This window comes from Microbacterium sp. 1S1, from assembly GCF_008271365.1.
Taxonomy (GTDB): domain Bacteria; phylum Actinomycetota; class Actinomycetes; order Actinomycetales; family Microbacteriaceae; genus Microbacterium.
This window is the reverse complement of sequence record NZ_CP043430.1, coordinates 3,030,680-3,049,102: the sequence shown is the minus strand read 5'-3', so window position 1 is coordinate 3,049,102 and position 18,423 is coordinate 3,030,680. Positions and strand designations below refer to the sequence as shown.

Here is an 18,423-nt window from a genome sequence, read left to right as displayed (position 1 = left end):
CGCTGATCCGCTCGTCGCGGAGCACCTGCACGGGATAGGGGGCCAGGAACTCTCGGGATGCGCCGGGTGGGACGACGGTGCAGGACGCCGTGCCGCGGGCCGCGATCTCGGCGGTGAAGGGGCCGTCGGCGACGCCCACCCGCACTTCGGGGAAGCCGGCCGCGGCGAGGACGGAGGCCAGCGCCGCCGCCGCCTGGGCCTCTCCGCCGTGATAGCGGGCGATGCCGCGGGCGCGGAGGATCGCGAGACCGGGGCGCAGCAGCGTGACCCCCGGTGCGTGCTTCTCGATGAGCTGCAGCACGGGGCCGAAGGCACGCTCGTCCCTCTCGGCGTCGTGCGGGAGGACCTGCAAGGACGAGAGGAGGCCCTGGGCGACTCGGCGGCGCTGACCGATGCGGACGCCGTGCGCGCGGGCCGAGGCGCTGCAGGCGACGACCGTGTTCGCCTGCACCAGAGCCGTCGGCGGGTGTGGCTGCTCGCCGCCCAGCACCGCGCGCAGCGGCCAGTCGGGGAACCAGAGGACGAGGACGCGGAGAGGGGCGTTCATCCCGCCTCCGCCCAGTAGAGAAGCTCGGACGGTCCGGTCGTAGCGGAATCCGTCACCGAGGGGGCGAGGGAGGGCAGGGCGGTCAGCTCTGCGGCCGTGGTCTCCACTGCTCCCTGACCGCCGGGCAGCCGCACGCGTACGCTCGACGCGCGAGGGCTGTGCCTGGTCCGCGCGGTGACCGTCACCGTGCAGTCCGAGAGGAGTCCCCACCCTTCACCGAGTCCGTGCCAGTCGGGATCATGGAGGCGGATGGTCCCCTCGCTCTGCGCCCATCGTCCAGCACCCGGCTCCTCTGCCACCAACAGGGTGGATCCGCGGTCGCGCAGACGGGCGCTCAGTCGGGAGACATCGGCGTCACGAGCTCTCGTCGTGGGCTGCACGACGATGAGGGGCACCACCTCCGCCAGGGCGGAGGTGGCCGCGAGCCAGCGGTCTCCGGGATCGGGGACGAGGATCAGCCGGCTCAGATCGATGCCGTAGGCGGCAGCGGCTTCCACCCCGAGGGTGGGCATGCCGATCACCGCGCACCAGTGTCCTCGACCCGAGGCGGCGCTGAGCAGCGCGAGCACGAGAGCGGGCGAAGGGGTGACGGTGTACGAGGTGCCCGTCTGCAGTCCCTCCTCCGGTAGCAGTGCGGCGAAGGCGGGGTCGAGGGGGAGGAGCGTGTGTTCGCTGCGCCGGCGCTGCATCCGGCTGATCTCGCGACGCAGCCGCAGCACCTCTCCGGCGCGGGTGTCGCTGGTCGGAGAGAGCGCGGTCATCGCATCGAGCCCGATCCCCATGCATCCATCCTCGAAGATATGTACGAATAAATCAAGTGACGAGACTGACGCTAGTTCGTACATCGGACATCGGGAGGCGGTTGTCCACAGGCCCCTCATCGCCGCCCCGGAATCTCCCTAACCTGCCGTGATGGACATCCGCCTCGCCCTCCTGGGGCTGGTGCATGGCGGGCTCCTCGCGGTCGGCGTCCTGCTGACCGTGATCGACGCCCGCACCCACCGGCTCCCGAACCGCATCGTGCTGCCCACCCTGGCCCTGCTGCTCGTCGTCACCGCGGTGGACGCGGTCGTCACCGGGGATGCGGCCCCCTTCGGTCGAGGCCTGCTCTGCTCCCTCGGACTCGGCGGCTTCTATGCGGTGCTGCGGTCCCTCAGCCACGCGGGCATGGGGGGAGGAGACGTGAAGCTCGCCCTCGTGATCGGCCTGCTCCTGGGGTGGCACGGCTGGAACGCCTTCGTTCTCGGCGCCTCGTCCGCCTTCGTGCTCGGAGCGCTCTATGCGCTCGTGCTCCTCGCCGGCGGACGAGCCGACCGGAAGACCCGCATCGCCTTCGGCCCGTGGATGATCGCCGGAGCGATCCTCGGCGTCCTCGGCGGCTGACCGCGCGGGTCGCGACGAAAGAGGGAGGCCGGCGCTACCCTGAGCACATGGCACTCGCACGACTTCACGGCGGCCCGCTGGACGGGCAGATCATCCCCCTCGACGACGCGGACGACAAGCTGATCGTCCCCTACAGCGAGACGCAGGTGGTCTACAACCGCCGCGGCGAGCCGCTGAACACCGGCGAGGGCGACGGCCCCACCGAGATCGACTACTGGTTCGAGGAGTCCCTCGAGGACCTCACGCTCGAGGATGACTGAGCCCTCCCGCACCGTCGAGGTCGAGCGCAAGTACGACGTCGACGACGGCACCCCGCTGCCGGACTGGACGGCGGTCCCTGGCGTGGATACCGTCTCGCCCGGAGAGCACCGAGCCCTCGACGCCCGCTATCTGGACACTGCGGACGGGACGCTGGCCCGTGCCGGTGTCGCGCTGCGTCGTCGCTCCGGCGGCCCCGACGAGGGCTGGCACGTCAAGGGCCCTCGGCAGGGCGACGGGCGCCTCGAACTGGGCTGGCCCCTCGACGCCGACGAGCGGATTCCGGCCGCGGTGCTCGAGGCCATCGCCGCGTGGACGACCGCACCCCTGGAGCCTCTCGCACGCATCGAGAACGACCGGACGGCCTACCTGCTCACCGGACCGGGAGGCGTCGTGGCGGAGTTCGTCGACGATCAAGTGCGTGCCACCGACCTGCGCGGCGGCACGCGCCGCACATGGCGTGAGTGGGAGATCGAACTCGGACCGGCGGCACCGTCGGACGAGACCGGTCGCGCGGTGTTCTTCGCCGCGGTCGAGCGTGCGGTGCGCGCGGCGGGCGGCCGCGACGCCGGTTCCGATTCGAAGCTCGCGAGGGCTCTCGGCTTCTAGGCGGCGACAGGTCCCGACGCAACCCCTTTCCGCACGCTCTTCCGGGGTGATTGAGTGACCACATGAGTCGAACACCCGTGCTCCGATCGCTGCAGACGATCGTCCCCGAGACCGTCCTCGTGCAGGAGCAGGTGCGCGATGTGTTCGCTTCCCAGCCGGAACTCGGACGGCTCGCGCAACGCATTGTGGCGACGTCGTTCAACGTGTCTGGCATCGACTCCCGGCACACCGTGATCGGCGAGCTGTCTCTCGACTCGGAGACGACGGACCCCGTCTTCTTCGACCGCGGTTCCGGACGGCTGCTCGCGCCCGGCACCAAAGCGCGCAACGACATCTACACACGTGAGGCCTCCCGCCTCTTCGTCGAAGTGGCGCGGCGGGCCCTCGATGCCGATCCCGATCTGACACCGGCGGATGTGACGCACGTGATCACCGTCTCCTGCACGGGTTTCCACGCCCCGGGCCCCGAATATGAGATCGTGCGAGGGCTCGGGCTGTCCGATGCCGTGCAGCGCTACCACCTGGGCTTCATGGGCTGCTACGCCTCCATGCCGGCGCTCCGCGCCGCCGGGCAGTTCTGTGCGGCCGATGAGAATGCGGTCGTCCTGGTCGTGAGCGTGGAGCTGTGTACCCTGCATCTGCGCTCGTCGGAGGACCCGGACACCATCGTGGCGTCCTCCCTCTTCGCGGACGGAGCGGCCGCCGGGATCGTCACGGCGCGCGATCTTCCCACGACCGTCCCCGCGCTCCGGCTCGACGGCTTCCACACCGCGATCGTTCCGGAGGGCGTGGACGACATGGCGTGGACGATCGGCGACTCCGGGTTCGAGATGATCCTCTCGACCGCCGTGCCGCAGATCATCGGCGAGTCGATCATCGGCGCCCTCGCGCCGCTCTACGGTCGGGAAGACGGCCTGGCGGAGGCCTTCGCCGCGGGGCGGGTGGGCGACCGGGTGCGCCACTGGGCCATCCACCCCGGCGGGCGGAGCATCCTCGACCGCGTGCAGGAGCGGCTGGCGCTGAGTGACGCCCAGCTGCGACCCGCGCGGGAGACGCTGCGGGAGAACGGGAACATGTCCAGCGCGACGGTGCTGTTCGTGCTCAAGCGCATCCTGGAACAGGAGAACGCGGCCCCTGGCGACCGCGTGGCGGCGATGGCCTTCGGACCGGGGCTCACCGCCGAGAGCGCGCTGCTGACCGTGGTCGCCGCCGCCTCGTGAGCGTCGACCTCTCGGCGCGCGCGCTGGATGTCGTCGAGCTCATGGACGACCCGGCCGCGGACGAAGAAGCGCTCGGCCGCACGTATCGGCGCTTCGGCATGGTCAACGCGGTCGTCTCCCGGCCGGGACGCCTCTACCGTCACGACATCCGTCCCCGCGCGTCCGAGGGCGGCCGACTGCGGGTCCTGGACATCGGCGCCGGCGGGGGAGATCTGTGCCGCGACCTGGTGCGGCGGTTGCGTCGCGACGGCCTCGAGGCGGACATCACGGCTCTCGACGCCGACGAGCGCGCGATCCGCTGGGCCTCCGCGCACGACGACGGCGCGGGCATCCGGTACCGCCACGCCTTCTCCAGCGACCTCGTGGCGGAGGGTGACGCCTACGACGTGGTGCTGTCCAACCACGTCCTCCACCATCTCGGCTCCGCGGAGCTGCGCTCGGTACTCGACGACTCCCGGGTCCTCGCCGGATCCCGTGGACTCGTCTCCCACCACGACATCGCCCGCAGCCGTCTGGCCTACACCGCCTTCGCAGCGGGCACCTGGCCCTTCGCGCGGAACGTCCTCGCGGGGTCCTTCATCCGGGTCGACGGTCTCCTCAGCATCCGGCGCTCCTACACCCGGTCCGAGCTCGCCGCGGCGGTCCCGTCCGGCTGGGAGGTGCGGTCGCACCTGCCGGCGCGGCTCGAAGTCCGCTGGGAGGCTGCGGATGGCCGATCATGACGTGCTCGTAGTCGGCGGTGGACCGGTCGGCCTGCTCCTCGCCTGCCTCGTGGCGCAGGACGGCCGCCGAGTGCGGGTGTGCGAGCGTCGCGCCGAGCCGGGGACGCGGACACGGGCGATCGGTATCCACCGGCCCGGGCTCGATGCCCTGGACGCCGCGGGAGTGGGACTCGACGTCCGTTCCGAGGCGCTCCCGCTGTCCGGCGGGGAGGTCCGGAGCCGCGGACGACGACTCGCGTCACTGACCTTCACCGCGGACCGTCCGATCCTCACCCTCGCGCAGCCGCGGACGGAGGAGCTGCTGCGCGGGCGCCTCGGATCGCTGCGACCCGATGGCCTGGACCTCGGAGCGACCGTCCGGTCGGTGCGCGACGAGGGCCCGTTCGTGCGGGTCCGGGTCGATGCTCCTGACGGGGTGCGCGAGGAGACCGCTTCGATGGTGGTGGTCGCCGACGGCGTGCGGAGCCCGCTGCGTGCCGCGTTCGGCGTCGGATGGCTTCCCAGGTCCGGGAGCGCGGATTACGCGATGCTCGACGCGGATGCACCGGCGGACGACACCCGGGCGGTGTTGTTCTTCGAACCGGACGGTCTCGTGGAATCCTTCCCGCTGCCGGGCGGCCGGCGTCGCTGGGTGGTGCGGCAGAGTCCGGGCCGGACCGTCGCCTCGGCTGCCGAGCTCGCCGATGTCGTCGCGCAACGCACGGGGGAGCGGGTTATCGTCGACCCGGCGGCACCGGTGTCCTCGTTCCGTGCCGCCCAACACGCGGCGCGGCGGCTGCATCGCGGGCGGATCGTCCTGCTCGGCGACGCTGCCCACGAGGTGAGCCCGATCGGCGGCCAGGGCATGAATCTCGGCTGGACGGATGCGGTCCGGCTCGCGGCGGCGCTGCGCCGGACCGACCGCAGCGCCGTCCCTGTCCTGGACGGCTTCGCCCGCGAGGTCCGCCGGAGCGCGCGGAAGGCGCATCGTCGTTCCGCGTTCTTCATGGCGATGGGCGCTCCGGCCAGCGCGCCGGTCGTCGCCGCTCGGGAGGGACTGGTTCGTCTGCTCGGCTCCTCGGGGCTGAGCGGATGGACGACGGGCCTCATCACCATGCGCGGCCTCTGACGGGCGAAGGCCCGGTCCGCGATGTGCGGAACCGGGCCTTCGTCGAGGTGAAGGATCAGAAGTTGATCATGTGGCCGGCGAGGCCGTGGAAGCCCTCCTGCAGCGCCTCCGACAGCGTCGGGTGCGTGTGGACGTTGCGAGCCAGCTCGAGAGCCGTGAGGTCCCACTTCTGCGCCAGCGTGAGCTCCGGCAGCAGCTCCGAGACGTCGGGGCCGATCATGTGCGCGCCGATGAGCTCCAGGTGCTCGGCGTCGGCGATGAGCTTGACGAAGCCGACCGGCTCGCCGAGGCCGTGCGCCTTGCCGTTGGCCATGAACGGGAAGGTCGCGACCTTGATCTCGCGGCCCTCGTCCTTCGCCTGCTGCTCGGTGAGACCGAAGGACGCCACCTGCGGCGAGCAGAAGGTCGCCCGCGGCATCATCCGGTAGTCGCCCAGCGTCATGGTCTCGGCACCGCCGATGGTCTCGGCGGCCACGACGCCCTGCGCCTCGGCCACGTGCGCGAGCTGCAGCTTGGCGGTGACGTCACCGATGGCGTAGATGCCCTCGACGTTCGTGCGCATGTGGTCGTCGATGTCGATCGCACCGCGCTCGGTGAGCTTCACGCCCGTCTTCTCGAGCCCGAAGCCCTCGACGTTCGGGGCGAACCCGACCGACATGAGCACCTTGTCGGCCTCGATCGACGCCTGCTGGCCGTCCTTGCCGGTGTAGGAGACGGTCACCGAGGAGCCGTTGTCGACGACCGACTCGACCTTCGTGGAGGTGAGGATGTCGACGCCGTAGTTCTTGTACTGCTTGGTGATCTCCTTCGACACGTCGGCGTCCTCGTTGGGGAGGGCCCGGTCGAGGAACTCGATGATCGTGACCTTGACGCCGTAGTTCGTCATGACGTACGCGAACTCCATGCCGATGGCGCCGGCGCCGACGATGACGATCGACTTCGGCAGCTCACGGGAGAGGATCTGCTCCTCATAGGTCACGACGTTGTCGCTGAGCTGCACGCCGGGGAGCAGGCGGACCTTGGAGCCGGTCGCGATGATCACGTTGTCGAAGGTGACCTCCTCGGTGGAGCCGTCCGACTTCGCGACGGAGATCGCCTTCGGGCCCGTGAAGGTGCCGCGGCCGTCGTACTCGGTCACCTTGTTCTTCTTCATGAGGAAGTGGATGCCCTTGACCCGGCCGTCCGCGACCACGCGGCTGCGGTCGAACGCCTTGCCGTAGTCGATCGTGAACTCTCCGGAGATGCCGAAGAAGTCGGCCTTGTGGTTCAGCGTGTGCGCGATCTCCGCGTTCTTCAGAAGCGCCTTGGAAGGGATGCAGCCGACGTTGAGGCAGACACCACCCCAGTACTTCTCCTCGATGATGGCGGTGGACAGACCGAGCTGCGCGCTGCGAACCGCAGCGACGTATCCGCCAGGACCTGCACCAAGGATGACGACGTCGTAGTGTGGCATGCCTTAAGCCTATCGCTCCGAGGGGGTGCCGGAACCGGGGCCGGCGCCTCCTCGTCGACTGCGCAGGACCAGCCAGACGACGACGCCCAGCACGAGGAGCGCGACGACGATCGCGATCACCCAGACCCAGGCCGGCGCGGCCTCGGTGCTGCCGTCCTCGCTCTCCGACCCGCTGGTCGGGGTGGCCTCGGGAGTCGCGGTCTGCTCCGCCGTCGGGGCGGCCGTCGTCGGGACGGCGCTGGGCTCCTCCGTCGTCGCCTCCTCGTCGCCGACCGTGACGGTGAAGGAGAACTCACCGGAGGTCGGGTGACCATCGCTCGAGACGACCTTCCACACCACGCGGTACTCGCCCGCCGGGCCCGAGCCGCGCAGCGGCTGGGTCACGATGGCCCCCTCGACGGAGGGGGACCCGTCGATCACCGAGGCGCCGGTCGGATCGGTGACGACGAGTTCTGTCGCACGCTCGCCGTCGATCAGCTGGGCGTTGAAGGTGAGCGTGAGTGAGGAGGGGAGTGTCTCCACCGTGCTGTCGGCCGCGGGCGACGACGACAGGAGCGCGTCGTGGGCGGATGCGGACAGCGGGGAGAAGAACACGAGGAAGGCGGCGAGGAGGCTGGCCGCGAGGACGATCGGGGCGACGGGACGGCGCTGGGCTTTGGTCTTCACGGCTCCACCCTATGAATCGTCAGTATGTGGCCGCTGAGTACGAAAGCCGCCTCCCGCGCGGCCCTCCGGATCGGATAGTCTGGACAGTCAGGAGGGCACAGTGACAGACAGCGACAGCCGACCGGCCGGTGAAGCCGCCATCCATCGCTCCGGCGAGCCGAGACACGATGTGACGCAGACGTTCGGGCACGATTCCGATCTGTCCTTCGTGCCGTTCGGCGTGGAGTTGACCGATGTCGAGCAGTCGGCCATCGCGGCGTTGCCCTCGGGCTCCGCGCTGCTGCTCGTCCGTTCCGGTGCGCTCGCCGGCGCCCGCTACCTGCTGGACACCGACGTCACGACGGTCGGTCGTCATCCCGAGGCCGACATCTTCTTCGACGATGTCACGGTGTCGCGCCGTCACGCGGAGATCACCCGGACCGGAACGACGTTCGAGATCATCGACCAGCGCTCCCTCAACGGCACCTATGTGAACGGGGAGCGCGTCGACCGCAGCCCCCTGGTGGACGGCTCCGAACTGCGCGTCGGCAAGTTCCGGCTGAACTTCTTCGCGTCACCGCTCGATCGCACAGCGGCGAACGCCTGATGGCGGCGACTCCCGCCCGCGAACGCTCGTCGTCCGCGGGCCTGCTGAGCATCGGTCAGGTGCTCGCCCGCCTCACTCCGGAGTTCCCCGACCTGACCTCTAGCAAGCTGCGGTTCCTCGAAGTGCAGGGCATCGTCCGGCCCTCGCGTACGGAGTCCGGCTATCGGAAGTTCTCACCCGCCGACATCGAGCGGCTGCGGCTGGGCCTCACGCTGCAGCGGGACCACTACCTTCCCCTCAGCGTGATCCGCGAGCAGCTCGACGAGGCGGAGGCTTCGGGGGAGACCGCCGCCCTCGCACCGCCGCCATCGATCGCGCCCGCGCCGCGTCGTTATCGTCGGGAGGAGCTCCTGGCCGCCGCCGGAGCGGGACCGCAGCTGCTCAACGACGCGATCAGCACGGGCGTCATCACCGCACAGGAGACGTATCCGGAGTCCACCGTGGCGCTGCTGCGCGGGCTCGTGGCTCTCGACCGGCACGGCATCGAGCCGCGTCACCTCCGGGCATTGCGGCAGGGAGCGGAGCGGGAGGTCTCGCTCATCGAGTCGTCCCTGTCGACGCTGCTGCGTCGGACGGACGCCGCCTCACGGGCGCGGGCCAACGAGCTGGCGCCTGAGCTGGCCAAGAGGATCGACGACGTGCGGACGCTGTTCGTGAAGGACGCGCTCACGCGCATCCTTTCGTAACGAACTGATTGCGACACACCTTCGGCGTCGCATGGATGTCGTTGCCGGTGCCCGGACCCTGCTCTACCGTGGAGATAACCGTTCCAGGGAGGATTTCAGATGAATGCGGATGAGCTCGCAGGCGACCCGCGGTTCGTGACCGAACTCCTCTTCACCGACGGCCTGCCCGCGATGGACGATGAGGTCGGATACCGGGGCGCAGTGGCCGCCCGTGCGGCCGGCATCACCTATCGGCAGCTCGACTACTGGGCCCGCACCGAGCTCGTCGTGCCCACGGTGCGGGGCGCGAACGGTTCAGGGTCGCAGCGCCTCTACGGCTTCCGCGACATCCTCGTGCTCAAGCTCGTGAAGAGTCTGCTCGACACGGGCATCTCCCTGCAGCAGATCCGTACCGCGGTGGACGAGCTCCGCCGCGCCGGTATCCGCGACCTTGCGGGGACGACGCTCATGAGCGACGGCGCCTCGGTCTACCTGTGCACGTCCAACGACGAGGTGATCGACCTCGTCAGCCGCGGTCAGGGCGTGTTCGGCATCGCGGTCGGAAAGGTCCTCCGCGAGGTGGAGTCGACGCTCGTCGCGTTCGACCCGACTGCACCGGATCCGGTCGACGAGCTCTCGGCGCGCCGCGCCAAGCGCACCGCCTGACGACTCCCACTCCACGAAGAACGGCCACCCTCCACGAGGATGGCCGTTTCGTCGTTCCGTGGCGTCAGCTCTGCGGCCCGTTCTCCGGGACGGGGATGCGTCCGGTGCGGATGATCCGGTCCAGGAGCTGGTCGAAGTCGGCGGCGAGCTCCTGGGCGGAGTCACCGGGCCAGATGTGCAGCGGCTTCGCCGCGCCCTGCGCCTGCTGCAGCGACGTGCGCTCGGGAAGCTGGGGGGAGAGGACGAGGGGGCCGAACATGTCCCGCAGTTCCTTGATGCGGAACTGGTGCTCGATCGACTGCGGACGCACGCGGTTGACGACGATGCCCAGCGGCTGGAGGCGAGGGGAGAGGCCGCGACGGATCTCCTCGATCGCGCGGAGGGCGCGGTCGGCTGCGGCCACCGAGAAGAGGCCCGGCTCGGTGACGACCATGACGCGGTCGCTGGCCGCCCACGCGGTCCGGGTCAGCGCATTCAGCGAGGGGGCGCAGTCGATGAGCACGAGGTCGTAGTCCGCCTCGACCGCCGCCAGAGCCTCCTCGAGCTTCCACACGTCGCGGACGCTCGGGTGCGGGCCGTCGAAGTTGATGGCGGATGGGCTCCCGATCAGGACGTCGATGGTGCCGGGGTGGACCTTCGCCCAACCGCTGGAGGTGATCGCCTGACGGACGGTCTTCTCCTTCGGGTTCGCCAGAACATCGGCGACGTTGAGTCGTCCGGCGACCTGGATGTCCATCCCGGTGGAGACATCGGACTGCGGGTCGAGGTCGACGACGAGCGTCCGGACACCCCGAGCGAAAGCCGCGGAGGCCAGCCCGAGTGTCACGGTCGTCTTGCCGACGCCCCCCTTGAGAGAGCTGACGCTGAGTACGTGCACGGACTCCACGTTACCTTCCCCTAGGCTGGGGGAACACTCAGCCCCGCCCCATGTGCGTGCTTCGGCCGTGCATCGAGCTCTCAGAGGTGTGCATGTTCCAGAAGATCCTTGTGGCGAATCGCGGCGAGATCGCGATCCGGGCATTCCGAGCGGCCGTGGAGGTGGGGGCGCGCACCGTCGCCGTCTTCCCGCACGAGGACCGCGGCTCGGTCCATCGACTCAAGGCCGATGAGGCGTACGAGATCGGCGAGCGCGGCCACCCCGTCCGCGCCTACCTCGACGTCGACGAGATCATCCGCGTCGCCATGGAATCCGGCGCCGACGCCATCTACCCGGGGTACGGCTTCCTCTCCGAGAACCCCGAGCTGGCGGAGAAGGCCGCGGCCAACGGCATCGTCTTCATCGGACCTCCCGCGAAGGTGCTGGAGATGGCCGGAAACAAGGTCGAGGCCAAGCGCCACGCCGTCGAGGCCGGTGTCCCGGTACTCCGATCGACCGAGGCCTCCGACGACGTCGACGCGCTCGTCGCGCAGGCGGAGGAGATCGGCTTCCCGCTGTTCGCCAAGGCGGTCGCGGGTGGTGGCGGCCGCGGGATGCGGCGCGTCGAGACGCTGGGCGAGCTCGGGCCGGCCCTTGCCGAGGCGATGCGGGAGGCCGGCAGCGCGTTCGGCGACCCGCGCATGTTCCTCGAGCAGGCCGTCGTGCGGCCGCGGCACATCGAGGTGCAGGTCCTCGCGGACAAGAGCGGCGAGACGGTGCACCTGTTCGAACGGGACTGCTCCGTCCAGCGGCGGCACCAGAAGGTCGTCGAGATCGCCCCCGCCCCCAACCTCGACGACGACGTGCGGCGGGCGCTGCACGGCTACGCCGTCGCCTTCGCCCGTTCCATCGGCTACGAGAACGCCGGAACCGTGGAGTTCCTGCTGGAGACGGCGGGGGAGCGGGCGGGCGAGGTCGTCTTCATCGAGATGAACCCGCGGATCCAGGTCGAGCACACCGTGACCGAGGAGGTCACCGACGTCGACCTCGTGCAGAGCCAGATGCGTATCGCTGCGGGACGATCGTTGGCCGAACTCGGACTGCAGCAGGACGACCTGCATCTTCGTGGTGCCGCACTGCAGTGCCGCATCACCACGGAGGACCCCACGCAGGGGTTCCGTCCCGACACCGGCAAGATCACGACCTACCGCTCGCCGGGAGGGGCCGGCATCCGTCTCGACGGCGGCACGGTCCATCAGGGGGCGCAGATCAGCCCGCACTTCGACTCGATGCTGGCGAAGCTGACCTGCCGCGGGCGGGACTTCCCCGCGGCCGTGGCGCGTGCGCGCCGTGCACTCGCGGAGTTCCGCATTCGAGGGGTCTCCACGAACATCCCCTTCCTCCAGGCGCTGCTGGAGGACGAAGCCTTCATCCGCGGCGACATCAGCACGTCCTTCATCGACGAGCGCCCCGAGCTGCTCCGCGGTCGGGTCTCGAAGGACCGCGGCACGAAGATCTTGAACTGGCTCGTCGACGTGACCGTGAACAAGCCGCACGGGGCTCATCCCGGCGTCATCGACCCGGCAGCCAAGCTCCCCGGCATCGACCTGACCGCCGAGCCCGCGCCGGGGTCTCGGCAGCGGTTGCTCGAGGTCGGCCCCGAGGCCTTCGCCCGCGGTCTTCGCGCGCAGACCGCTCTGGCGATCACCGACACGACGTTCCGCGACGCACACCAGTCGCTTCTCGCGACCCGGGTGCGCACGAAAGACCTCGTCGCCGCCGCGCCGTACCTCGCGCGTCTCACGCCGGAGCTGCTGTCGGTCGAGGCATGGGGCGGGGCCACCTACGACGTCGCCCTGCGCTTCCTCGGAGAGGACCCGTGGGAGCGGCTCGACAAACTGCGGGCCGCTCTGCCGAACGTCGCCATCCAGATGCTCCTGCGTGGCCGGAACACGGTCGGCTACACGCCGTACCCGACAGCCGTGACCGAGGCTTTCGTGGCGGAGGCCGCGAAGAGCGGCGTGGACATCTTCCGCATCTTCGATGCCCTCAACGACGTGGAGCAGATGCGGCCGGCGATCGAGGCCGTCCGCGCCACCGGGACGGCCGTGGCGGAGGTCGCGCTGTGCTACACCGGCGATCTGCTGGACCCCGCCGAAGAGCTCTACACCCTCGACTACTACCTCGGGCTGGCGGACCAGATCGTCGCCGCTGGCGCCCACATCCTCGCGATCAAGGACATGGCGGGGCTGCTGCGCCCCGCGGCCGCGGCGAAGCTCGTCTCGGCGCTGCGCGAGCGCTTCGACCTCCCCGTGCACCTGCACACCCACGACACTCCGGGGGGCCAACTCGCGACCCTGCTCGCGGCCAGCGCTGCCGGCGTGGACGCCGTGGACGCCGCCTCCGCGCCCCTGTCCGGCACGACCAGCCAGCCTTCCCTGTCCTCCCTCGTGGCCGCCCTCGCCCACACGGAACGCGACAGCGGCATCTCGCTGGCGGCGGTCTCCGACCTGGAACCGTACTGGGAGGCCGTTCGTCGTCAGTACGCGCCTTTCGAGTCGGGACTCCCCGGACCCACGGGACGCGTCTACCACCACGAGATCCCCGGGGGTCAGCTCTCGAACCTGAGGCAGCAGGCCAAGGCGCTCGGGCTCGCGGACGACTTCGAGCTCATCGAGGACATGTACGCCGCGGCCGACCGCATCCTGGGGCGTGTGCCGAAGGTCACGCCGTCGTCGAAGGTCGTCGGCGACCTCGCGCTGCATCTCGCCGCGGTGAAGGCCGACCCCGCCGACTTCGAGGCGAACCCGGAGAAGTACGACGTGCCCGACTCCGTGGTCGGCTTCATGGCGGGTGAGCTCGGTGACCTCCCCGGGGGCTGGCCCGAGCCGTTCCGCACCAAGGTCCTCGCGGGTCGCTCCGTACGCAGCGGGCTGACGGCGCTCACCACCGAGGACGAAGCGGAGTTGGCGGGCACCAGCACACAACGTCGCGGACGCCTGAACACCCTGCTCTTCCCGGCGCCGACAGCGGAGTTCGCCGACCGCCGGGAGCAGTACGGCGATCTGTCCGTGCTCGACACGAGCGACTACCTGTACGGGCTGGTTCCCGGTCAGGAGCACCTCATCGAGATCGATCGAGGCGTGCAGCTCTATGTCGGGCTCGAGGCGATCGGCGAGGCTGACGACAAGGGCATGCGGACCGTGATGACGACGCTGAACGGCCAGCTCCGCCCGGTGTTCGTGCGGGACCGCTCGGTCGCGGTCGAAGCGCACGAGGTGGAGAAGGCGGACACGTCCGTGCCCGGCCAGGTGGCAGCGCCGTTCTCGGGAGTGGTCACCCTCAAGGCGGAGGTGGGGGCGACGGTACGCGCGGGCGAGCCGGTCGCGTCGATCGAGGCCATGAAGATGGAGGCCGCCATCACGGCACCCGTTGACGGGGTCGTGGAGCGGCACGCCATCGCCGAGACGCAGCAGGTGGACGCAGGCGATCTTTTGGTCGTGATCCGACCCGCGCACTAATCTTGTGCGGGCGAGGCCGCGCACCCTGGGCGCATCCCGAGGCTCGCACAGGTTTGGAGTGACAGGTGACCGCCAAGAACAACGACGACCCGGACGACGGTTCGCTGGGGGTGTTGGACGACGCCGCGTCGGTGGACACCGCCGGCATCGGAATCCTCGGCGGAACTGCGCAGGTACGGGTGGCTCTTCCGACGGAGGAGGACGACGACCTCGCGGACGACGGCGTGGTGGAGGGGGAGGTGCTCGGCGACCTCGTCGAGGACCTCGCTTTCCCCGCCGTGCCCACGTCGGTCACAGCCGCCGAGGCCTCCGTCCTCGAGGTGACGACGATCGACGGGACGGCGACGGAGCGACCGGTCGTCGATGACGGCGGTGTCCTCTCCACCTCCGAGGACGTCGTCGACGCGGTGGTCGTCGTCGACGAGCCGCCCGCACCGCGCGCGGAGACCTCCGGCTTCCGTGCGGAGGCGACGGCGGAAGAGGAAGCCGCCGCCGCGCTGTTCCTCGCGAAGGCCGGTGCCGACCGTGCCGCGTCGTCCGTCGACGACTCGGCTCACGCTCCCCGGACGCCCGTGCAGAAGGAGAACACCATGCCCGAAGCCGACTCGAAGCCCGTCGCCCCTGTCACAGCGCGCCCTGCGCCGCGCACCGACGTGACGCTGACCTCCAAGCGCCTCGGCGAGCTGGGGGAGTCCGCGCGCGAATCCGCCGACCTGCTCACACCCGACCGCCTCCTCGACCCGCACCGCGTGGCCAAGCCCGAGCCCGAAGGCGGATGGAGTCACCTGCTGTACACGCTGTCCGGTCGACGGCTCAACATCGGCGACGGCCGCCGGGCACGCGAGCGGAAGGAGCTCACGGCGCGGATCGCCGCCCCCCTCGCCGGCGGCGCCCGGTTCGTGCCGGTGCTCTCGCGCAAGGGCGGAGTGGGGAAGACCGCGGTCACCGCCTTGCTCGGCATGGCGCTCGCGGACGCCAGAGAGGATCGCGTCATTGCGGTGGACGCGAACCCCGACCGCGGCACCCTCGCCGACCGGGTGCAGCGCCCGCAGCACGGCAAGTCCGTCCGCGACCTCGTCCGCATCCGCGAAGACGTGCGCGGCTATCACGACATCTCCGCGATCGTGGCGCGCGACGCGACCCGGCTCGATGTGCTCGCGTCGGATGCGGACCCGCGCGTGGCCGAGGCGTTCAGCGACAGCGACTACCGCGACGTCGCCGATGTCGCTGCCCACTACTACTCGCTCGTTCTCACGGACACCGGCACCGGCATCGTCCATTCGGTGATGTCCGCGACTCTCGACCTGGCCGACCAGATCGTCATCGTCTCCGGGCTCAGCGTCGACGAGGCCCGGTTGGCCTCCGAGACCCTCACCTGGCTGGAGACCAACGGATACGCCCAGCAGGCGCGGGAGGCGATCGTGGTGCTCAACCAGTCGACACCCGGCACACCCCTGGTCCGCCTCGGCGAGCTCGAGGCGCACTTCGCGACGCGCGCGCGCCGCGTCGTGCGGGTGCCGTACGACCCCCAGATCGCCGCAGGGGGCACCATCGTGTTCGCCAATCTGCTCCCCGAGACGAGGAAGGCAGCGCGTGAACTCGCCGCGCTCCTGGTCGAGGGCCTCCGGGCGAAGGCCGCCTGATGACGGTTCGCGAGATCCGGATCTTCGGCGACCCGGTCCTGCGCACCGTGTGCGCTCCGATCGAACGGATCGACGACGGCGTGCGCGCTCTCGTCACCGATCTGCTGGAGACGGTCGAGCTGCCGGGGCGCGCCGGCGTGGCCGCCCCGCAGATTGGTGTCGCCCTTCGTGCCTTCAGTTACAACGTCGATGGCGAGATCGGCTACGTGCTCAACCCGGTACTGACCGAGGTGCGCGGCGAGCCGCAGCCGACGGGGGAGGGCTGCCTGTCCGTGCCGGGGCTGTGGCACGACGCCTTGCGCCACCCCTGGGCCCGCGTCGAGGGGATCGACCTCGACGGGCGGCCCGTCGTGCTCGAGGGCGAGGGCCTGCTCGCCCAGGCGCTGCAGCACGAGACCGACCACCTCGACGGCAAGCTCTTCCTCTCCCGGCTCGACCCGGAGACCAGGAAGGTCGCGATGCGCGAGGTCCGCGAGAGCTCTTGGTTCTAGCCGCCGACCCACCCCTTTTCGTACGAACCGGCCCCCTGCGCACGAGCGCAAGGGGCCGGTTCGGTCAGAAGGGGGTGGGGTCGGCGAACCGGTCAGCCCCCGATCGCGACGTTGGTCGTCGCCACGGGCTCGTCGTAGATCGCGGCGATCTCGTCGGCGAAGTCGTTCATGATGATGTTCCGCTTGATCGACAGCTTCGGGGTGAGGTGACCGGAGGACTCCGTCCACTCCGAGTCGAGGATCGTGAACTTGCGGATCGACTCGGCGCGCGACACCCGCTCGTTGGCCGCGTCGACCGCGCGCTGCACCTCGGCGCGGACCTGCGCGTTCGTGGATGCCTGGGCCAGGGTCATCTTCTCGTCGAGTCCGTTGTTGGCGAGCCAGGTCGGCAGCATCTCCGGGTCGAGGGTGATGAGGGCCGAGATGAAGGGGCGCTGGTCGCCGACGACGACGACCTGACCCACGATCGGGTTCGCGCGGATCGGGTCCTCGAGCGCGGCGGGGGCGACGTTCTTCCCGCCGGCCGTGACGATGATCTCCTTCTTGCGGCCGGTGATCGTGAGGAAGCCGTCGGCGTCGAAGCTGCCGATGTCGCCGGTGTGGAACCAGCCGCCGTCGCTGAAGGCCTCGGCGGTGGCCTCGGGGTTGTTCCAGTATTCCTTGAACACGTTGATGCCACGCACCTCGATCTCGCCGTCGTCGGCGAGGCGAACCCCGACGCCGGGAAGGGCGGGTCCGACGGTGCCGATCTTCGACTTCGTGGCCAGGTTCACGGTCGCCGGTGCGGTCGTCTCGGTGAGTCCATAGCCCTCGAGGATCACGACGCCCAGGCTGTGGAAGAAGTGACCGAGGCGTGCGCCGAGGGGAGCGGAGCCGGACACGGCGTAGACCACGTTGCCGCCCATCGCCTCGCGGAGCTTGGAGTATACGAGCTTGTTGAACAGGGCGAACTTGAGCTTCGTGCCGAACGGGATCTTCTTGCCCTCCTCGAGAAGGCGAGAGTGCTCGATCGCGACGTCGGCGGCTGCGCGGAAGATCTTGCCCTTGCCGCCCGCCTCGGCCTTCTGCTCGGCGGAGTTGTAGACCTTCTCGAAGACGCGCGGGACCGCGAGGAGGAAGGTGGGCTTGAACGATCCGAGGGCGGGGAGGAGCTGGCGGGTGTCGGGCTGGTGACCGGTGCGGACACCGGCGTGCACGTTGAGGATGGAGATGAACCGGGCGAACACGTGCGCCGTGGTGATGAAGAGCAGCGTCGAGGAGCCGGGCGTCTGCACGACCTCGTCGAGGGCCTTCGCGGAGTTGCGGGACAGCTCGACGAAGTTGCTGTGGGTGAGCACGCAGCCCTTCGGTCGGCCGGTCGAGCCCGAGGTGTAGATGAGGGTCGCGATGTCGGAGCCGACGGCGAGGTTCCGGCGACGCTGAATCTCCTCGTCGGACACCGAGGCACCCTGCGCGGTGAGCGTGTCAATAGCCCCGAGGTGCAACTGCCAGACCTCGCGGAGGAGCGGGAGGTCGCCGCGCACTTCGTCGACGCGGGCGAAGTGCTCGGCCGACTCGACGATGAGGGCGATGGCGCCGGAGTCCTCGAGGATCCACTGGATCTGCGAGGGGGAGCTGGTCTCGTAGATCGGCACCATGACGGCGCCGGCGTAGAAGAGCGCGAAGTCGACGAGGCTCCATTCGTAGGTGGTGCGGGCGAGGAAGCCCACCTTCTCCCCGGGCTGGATACCGGCGGCGGCGAAGCCCTTCGCCAGGGCGATGACCGCGGTCTCGAAGTCGGCGGCGGAGATGTCACGCCATCCGTCACCCTGCGGGACGGAGAACAGCGCCCGGTCGGGGGTCGCCTCGACGCGCTTGGCGAGCAGGTCGGCGACGTTCGCGTCGGGATCGGCGGGGACGATCGCGGGGACTTCAAACTGGACCACGGCAGCTCCTTCGGTACCGGTCGGGCACGGGCGTTGGTCCGAGTCTAAAGCATGGCACCGGGTCGCGGTCAGGGTGAAACTCAGTCGCGTGGCGTGGACCCGTG

At 70.0% G+C, this 18,423-nt stretch carries 17 protein-coding genes and 1 pseudogene; 12 read left to right on the top strand and 6 right to left on the bottom strand.

All coding sequences use genetic code 11. The features are described 5' to 3' along the window. Positions 1–157: 157 nt before the first annotated feature. Positions 158–547 (bottom strand): annotated as a pseudogene (locus FY549_RS16870) (DNA polymerase Y family protein); the annotation flags it as partial. Beyond that, positions 544–1,329 (bottom strand): hypothetical protein, encoded by a 786-nt coding sequence (locus FY549_RS14760; protein ID WP_149085685.1) that lies wholly within the window; start codon positions 1,327–1,329, stop codon positions 544–546. The gene FY549_RS14760 and the pseudogene FY549_RS16870, both read right to left, overlap by 4 nt. Before the next feature lie 130 nt (positions 1,330–1,459). Between FY549_RS14760 and FY549_RS14755 the strand changes: the two genes are divergently transcribed. The 6 genes from FY549_RS14755 to FY549_RS14730 all read left to right on the top strand — a co-directional run bounded on the left by FY549_RS14755 (position 1,460) and on the right by FY549_RS14730 (position 5,847). Then, entirely contained in the window at positions 1,460–1,930 is a 471-nt protein-coding gene (locus FY549_RS14755) for a prepilin peptidase (protein ID WP_149085684.1), read from the top strand. A gap of 47 nt (positions 1,931–1,977) precedes the next feature. After that, complete coding sequence (locus tag FY549_RS14750; protein ID WP_149085683.1) at positions 1,978–2,190, top strand: response regulator; 213 nt, start codon at positions 1,978–1,980, stop codon at positions 2,188–2,190. Further along, positions 2,183–2,797, top strand: coding sequence for a CYTH domain-containing protein (locus FY549_RS14745; protein WP_149085682.1), 615 nt, complete (start codon positions 2,183–2,185; stop codon positions 2,795–2,797). The genes FY549_RS14750 and FY549_RS14745 overlap by 8 nt, the downstream gene beginning before the upstream one ends. Positions 2,798–2,859: 62 nt before the next feature. Next, positions 2,860–4,017: a type III polyketide synthase gene (locus FY549_RS14740; protein ID WP_262380985.1), complete on the top strand. Its 1,158-nt coding sequence runs from the start codon at positions 2,860–2,862 to the stop codon at positions 4,015–4,017. Beyond that, positions 4,014–4,739: a methyltransferase domain-containing protein gene (locus FY549_RS14735; RefSeq protein WP_149085681.1), complete on the top strand. Its 726-nt coding sequence runs from the start codon at positions 4,014–4,016 to the stop codon at positions 4,737–4,739. Before FY549_RS14740 ends, FY549_RS14735 begins: the two co-directional genes overlap by 4 nt. Next, on the top strand, positions 4,726–5,847 hold the full coding sequence (locus FY549_RS14730) for an FAD-dependent oxidoreductase (protein ID WP_149085680.1): 1,122 nt from the start codon (positions 4,726–4,728) through the stop codon (positions 5,845–5,847). Before FY549_RS14735 ends, FY549_RS14730 begins: the two co-directional genes overlap by 14 nt. 55 nt (positions 5,848–5,902) lie before the next feature. On the opposite strand, the gene lpdA is transcribed toward FY549_RS14730, so the two are convergent. Then, complete coding sequence (gene lpdA / locus FY549_RS14725) at positions 5,903–7,300, bottom strand: dihydrolipoyl dehydrogenase (protein WP_149085679.1); 1,398 nt, start codon at positions 7,298–7,300, stop codon at positions 5,903–5,905. Between the two features lie 9 nt (positions 7,301–7,309). Beyond that, on the bottom strand, positions 7,310–7,966 hold the full coding sequence (locus tag FY549_RS14720) for a copper resistance protein CopC (protein WP_149085678.1): 657 nt from the start codon (positions 7,964–7,966) through the stop codon (positions 7,310–7,312). Between the two features lie 100 nt (positions 7,967–8,066). Here FY549_RS14720 and FY549_RS14715 point away from each other — a divergent pair, with 100 nt between their 5' ends. The 3 genes from FY549_RS14715 (at position 8,067) to FY549_RS14705 (ending at position 9,883) form a co-directional block, all read left to right on the top strand. Further along, entirely contained in the window at positions 8,067–8,552 is a 486-nt protein-coding gene (locus FY549_RS14715; RefSeq protein ID WP_149085677.1) for an FHA domain-containing protein, read from the top strand. Continuing rightward, positions 8,552–9,238 carry a MerR family transcriptional regulator gene (locus FY549_RS14710; RefSeq protein WP_149085676.1) on the top strand — a complete coding sequence of 229 codons (687 nt, stop codon included), beginning with the start codon at positions 8,552–8,554 and terminating at the stop codon, positions 9,236–9,238. Before FY549_RS14715 ends, FY549_RS14710 begins: the two co-directional genes overlap by 1 nt. Before the next feature lie 99 nt (positions 9,239–9,337). Next, positions 9,338–9,883 (top strand): MerR family transcriptional regulator, encoded by a 546-nt coding sequence (locus tag FY549_RS14705; protein WP_149085675.1) that lies wholly within the window; start codon positions 9,338–9,340, stop codon positions 9,881–9,883. 64 nt (positions 9,884–9,947) lie between these two features. On the opposite strand, the gene FY549_RS14700 is transcribed toward FY549_RS14705, so the two are convergent. Then, a complete protein-coding gene (locus FY549_RS14700) occupies positions 9,948–10,760 on the bottom strand; it encodes a ParA family protein (RefSeq protein ID WP_149085674.1) in 813 nt (270 codons plus the stop codon). Positions 10,761–10,852: 92 nt separating this feature from the next. Here FY549_RS14700 and FY549_RS14695 point away from each other — a divergent pair, with 92 nt between their 5' ends. From FY549_RS14695 to def, 3 genes are all read left to right on the top strand, one after another. Then, positions 10,853–14,260 carry a pyruvate carboxylase gene (locus tag FY549_RS14695; RefSeq protein WP_149085673.1) on the top strand — a complete coding sequence of 1,136 codons (3,408 nt, stop codon included), beginning with the start codon at positions 10,853–10,855 and terminating at the stop codon, positions 14,258–14,260. 65 nt (positions 14,261–14,325) lie between these two features. Then, positions 14,326–15,903 carry a MinD/ParA family protein gene (locus tag FY549_RS14690; RefSeq protein ID WP_187614881.1) on the top strand — a complete coding sequence of 526 codons (1,578 nt, stop codon included), beginning with the start codon at positions 14,326–14,328 and terminating at the stop codon, positions 15,901–15,903. Continuing rightward, positions 15,903–16,394: a peptide deformylase gene (gene def, locus FY549_RS14685; RefSeq protein ID WP_149085672.1), complete on the top strand. Its 492-nt coding sequence runs from the start codon at positions 15,903–15,905 to the stop codon at positions 16,392–16,394. Before FY549_RS14690 ends, def begins: the two co-directional genes overlap by 1 nt. Positions 16,395–16,486: 92 nt before the next feature. On the opposite strand, the gene FY549_RS14680 is transcribed toward def, so the two are convergent. Beyond that, positions 16,487–18,319: an AMP-dependent synthetase/ligase gene (locus FY549_RS14680; protein ID WP_149085671.1), complete on the bottom strand. Its 1,833-nt coding sequence runs from the start codon at positions 18,317–18,319 to the stop codon at positions 16,487–16,489. Positions 18,320–18,423: the final 104 nt, after the last annotated feature.

What these genes read in the sequence shown, in the direction of transcription:
- FY549_RS14740 (WP_262380985.1), top strand. Translation starts at nt 2,860, where the DNA reads ATGAGTCGAACACCCGTGCTCCGATCGCTGCAGACGATCGTCCCCGAG.
- lpdA (WP_149085679.1), bottom strand. Translation starts at nt 7,300, where the DNA reads ATGCCACACTACGACGTCGTCATCCTTGGTGCAGGTCCTGGCGGATAC.
- FY549_RS14745 (WP_149085682.1), top strand. Translation starts at nt 2,183, where the DNA reads ATGACTGAGCCCTCCCGCACCGTCGAGGTCGAGCGCAAGTACGACGTC.
- FY549_RS14695 (WP_149085673.1), top strand. Translation starts at nt 10,853, where the DNA reads ATGTTCCAGAAGATCCTTGTGGCGAATCGCGGCGAGATCGCGATCCGG.
- FY549_RS14710 (WP_149085676.1), top strand. Translation starts at nt 8,552, where the DNA reads ATGGCGGCGACTCCCGCCCGCGAACGCTCGTCGTCCGCGGGCCTGCTG.
- FY549_RS14760 (WP_149085685.1), bottom strand. Translation starts at nt 1,329, where the DNA reads ATGGGGATCGGGCTCGATGCGATGACCGCGCTCTCTCCGACCAGCGAC.
- FY549_RS14705 (WP_149085675.1), top strand. Translation starts at nt 9,338, where the DNA reads ATGAATGCGGATGAGCTCGCAGGCGACCCGCGGTTCGTGACCGAACTC.
- FY549_RS14730 (WP_149085680.1), top strand. Translation starts at nt 4,726, where the DNA reads ATGGCCGATCATGACGTGCTCGTAGTCGGCGGTGGACCGGTCGGCCTG.
- def (WP_149085672.1), top strand. Translation starts at nt 15,903, where the DNA reads ATGACGGTTCGCGAGATCCGGATCTTCGGCGACCCGGTCCTGCGCACC.
- FY549_RS14755 (WP_149085684.1), top strand. Translation starts at nt 1,460, where the DNA reads ATGGACATCCGCCTCGCCCTCCTGGGGCTGGTGCATGGCGGGCTCCTC.
- FY549_RS14750 (WP_149085683.1), top strand. Translation starts at nt 1,978, where the DNA reads ATGGCACTCGCACGACTTCACGGCGGCCCGCTGGACGGGCAGATCATC.